The sequence below is a fragment of the Pseudomonas sp. genome (genome assembly GCF_050739655.1).
Lineage (GTDB): Bacteria > Pseudomonadota > Gammaproteobacteria > Pseudomonadales > Pseudomonadaceae > Aquipseudomonas.
Window position 1 is genome coordinate 1 of record NZ_JBOIBY010000375.1, and the last position, 3,075, is coordinate 3,075.

General features: G+C 54.5%; 3 protein-coding genes. 2 read left to right on the plus strand and 1 reads right to left on the minus strand.

What is annotated here, in order from left to right; genetic code table 11:
* The first annotated feature begins 577 nt into the window (after window positions 1–577).
* A complete protein-coding gene (locus ACRESJ_RS18400) occupies window positions 578–1,087 on the plus strand; it encodes a YkgB family protein (RefSeq protein ID WP_431759155.1) in 510 nt (169 codons plus the stop codon).
* A 45-nt stretch (window positions 1,088–1,132) separates the two neighbouring features.
* Here the strand turns inward: ACRESJ_RS18400 and ACRESJ_RS18405 are convergent, their stop codons facing one another.
* The gene (locus tag ACRESJ_RS18405; RefSeq protein ID WP_431759156.1) at window positions 1,133–1,978 is read right to left on the minus strand and encodes an AraC family transcriptional regulator; all 846 of its coding nucleotides are present in this window, start codon (window positions 1,976–1,978) and stop codon (window positions 1,133–1,135) included.
* Between the two features lie 437 nt (window positions 1,979–2,415).
* Here ACRESJ_RS18405 and ACRESJ_RS18410 point away from each other — a divergent pair, with 437 nt between their 5' ends.
* Entirely contained in the window at window positions 2,416–2,628 is a 213-nt protein-coding gene (locus ACRESJ_RS18410) for a DUF1059 domain-containing protein (protein WP_008001113.1), read from the plus strand.
* Window positions 2,629–3,075 lie beyond the last annotated feature (447 nt).

A 3,075-nucleotide genomic window follows, 5' to 3' on the forward strand; every position in this document is an offset into this window, starting at 1 on the left:
TCCTTGGCCAGCGCGGAACCGGCAGCTACACACAAAGCCAATGCAGAAAGGGTGAGAAATGCTTTTTTCATTATTTTTTTCCCAAGGACCATCGAAAGCGCTTGTGCCGCAAGAGCGCGTGTACTGCGTGGCAAAAATGTCTTATGCACACGCAAATACTTGTACAGACAAGCATATGCAATCACCCGGCCAATTCGCGGTTCGGGCGTTTAAGAAAACGTACGCAGCGCTCTGGGACGGGGTTTTCAGGCAGGTTGACGCAGGGGGGAGGTGGCCTGCGAGGTTGTTACCAAAGCAGGTTTTTGCTCCCGGATGGGGTATGCGGTAACAAAGTGTGAGATCAGGGGGGCCGACTTTCCCGGCTCAATCCTTGATGCACCAACAGCAGATGGTGATGAATCAAACACAACGATATGTCTGGTTAAAGACCTGCAACGAGTCAAGACGATCTGCACTGAACGCAATACGTTCAGAAGCCACGAGCGTGGAATCAACGGCAACACTGTCTCCACTCCCAACGCACACCGCGCCGGGTTGCTGACTAGCGTTCCTCACCACACTATTGGAAGCCTTGATCATGAAAACCTTGAGTATCGAGAACTGCAGAACCAACAACGCACAAAACCATTCAACGCTCGGAATCAAAACCATGGCGCTTGGCACCTACGGTGCTTACTTTGCGCTCGCGGTCATTTACTTCTGGTTCGGCGGGATGAAGTTCACACACTACGAAGCCGTCGGGCTGGTTCCACTGGTGAGCAACAGCCCTTTCCTGGGGTGGGTTTATGACATTTTCAGTGTCGATACCTTCTCCAGTCTGCTCGGCGTTCTGGAGGTCTCGATCGGTGTTCTGATTGCAGGTCGCTTGCTGTCACCCAAGCTTTCATTGATCGGTGGTGCACTGTCTGCCGGACTGTTCTTCACGACCTTGAGCTTCATGTTCTCGACTCCCGGCGTGATTGAACCCGGCCTCGGTTTTCCAGCCATTACAGTTGCGCCGGGCCAGTTTCTTCTTAAAGACATCGGGTTGCTTGCCGCTTCGATATTCGTGGCCGGCCATTCTCTGACTGAGCTGGAAAGCCGTTAAACCGATGATCGACCTCCCGGGATGGCCTGAAGCAGTTCGATAGTTTCAGGCCATTGCCCCATCATCTTCTCCTGCCAGATCTTTCATCCAGTCCCGAGGGCTGTAACCCGTCTTGCGTCGAAACGCGCGTGCAAGTGCCGAAGGACTTTCATAGCCGACCTCGGCGGCGATCAGCGTAATCGACCGTCCTTCACGCAGACGCTTCTGCGCCAGACTGATACGCCAACTCAACAGATAATCGGCAGGCGTCTGCCCGATAATAGTCCGGAAGTGCACTGCGTAGGCCGCGCGAGACATGTTCGACTCGCTCGCAAGTTCTGCAATCGACCAGGCACGATGAGGTGCGTTGTGAATCTGCACCAGAGAGCGCGCCAGCCGTGAATCGGCCAGTCCAGCCATCATTCCGGTACGCAACTGTTGATGATCGAGCAGATGCCGAAACAACAGAATGATGAGCAGTTCAAACAAGCGATCCAGCGCTGCTTCCCTGCCACAATGCGCGCCCGCCGCCTCGCCGAACATCCATTTCAGCGTATCGGCCAGCATTGGCAGCTCATCCAGGGACAACACCAGACAATCGGGTAACGAAGCCGACAACGGATTATCGATCCCGCCCCCGAACTCCATTGACGCACACAACAGTTGAGCGCCCTCGGACTCACCGGCCAACAGTTGATGCCGGCTGGGGCGTGGCATGAAAATCAGGCTGGGCCGGGTCAGTAGCAAGCCCTTGCGATCGGGCCCCAGCAAAGTGACGCTACCAGCCTGCAGCAGGTGGATATAACCACGTCGTTCAGCGCCATCGTAGGACGCCAGGCCGCACAGTTTGCCATTGTAAAACAGGTTTGCGCGCACGCCGAACTGCGACAACAACGTAGACAAGCGATCCATGGGCGATCTCTTGGCGAGATATAGACGCCTGGATCATATCATCGACAGCTTGCGGTCCGACGTGGCTCAAATGCTGTACTTCTTGACTGGCCACTATCGGTGCATCTGCGCCTGAAGCAACGGGCCGCCATGGGTCGGTTTCTTCCCGTCACGGTAGGCAGAAGCCGGTCATGTGAAGTCATTGGTAGTTGCCACGTAACCAGCATAAAAAGGGACAGACCACGATTCCAGGTAAATGCCGAGCCGTCGTGATCTGTTCCCTGTTTCCGCGCGGCCGTTTTCTATATCTGGCACAACTACCCTGATATCGGTGGGCCTATACTTCAACGATCGGCACACTCGATGTGGCATGCAGTCGTGTTTGATGTATGGGAGACGCGTCGAGCGATCGTTCACGCAGGCCACGGCCTGCCTTCGTCGTAGGGAGGAAAATATTCATGGCGCGTAAATACATCGACTGCCGCGAGTTTCCGAGCGATTCCCACTGCTCAATCGCACTGTCCGCAGACTCTGAAAATGAACTGCTTGAGGCCGCAGCGCAGCATGCGGTCAGTGTTCACAAGCACACCGACTCACCAGAACTGCGTGCTCAACTGAAGACGATGTTTCACGACGGAACCCCGCCTGTTGAAGCACCGCGTCCTGCTTAGCACCCAGGGGTTTCAGAGGAGTGATTGTCATCGATAAGCACCTACGAGGCTCATTTCGATGAGTTCCGCAGGCCTGAGGGTAGTTTTTTATGCCTGGCACAATCTGAATGACGAAGGAGATCCCCAAGGAACTGCCGATGGCTGCTCCTTGGGGGTACTTTGGAGAGCTTGTTTAATGTGGCTGCGTGTTCATACAAGCTACGCTCAAGCTGATTCGACAGACTGCTATCGGCCGAGAGTGTGTAAAAACGCTAAATCGGGTTTTCTATATCGACGCCAGGAGACCGTGCTCACGTTTCGCAAACTGTTCAAGGTCTCGACGTTTTCTGCAACAGTTAAAACGGCTCAGCAGCCTATTATAGTCCTTTGGCCGGGGTGTAAAAGACCGGTTTTTACGCCGTTAACGCTTTCATCAAGCCAGTGGTGCCGATGATGCTCATAACCCTT

What these genes read in the sequence shown, in the direction of transcription:
- ACRESJ_RS18410 (WP_008001113.1), top strand. Translation starts at nt 2,416, where the DNA reads ATGGCGCGTAAATACATCGACTGCCGCGAGTTTCCGAGCGATTCCCAC.
- ACRESJ_RS18400 (WP_431759155.1), top strand. Translation starts at nt 578, where the DNA reads ATGAAAACCTTGAGTATCGAGAACTGCAGAACCAACAACGCACAAAAC.
- ACRESJ_RS18405 (WP_431759156.1), bottom strand. Translation starts at nt 1,978, where the DNA reads ATGGATCGCTTGTCTACGTTGTTGTCGCAGTTCGGCGTGCGCGCAAAC.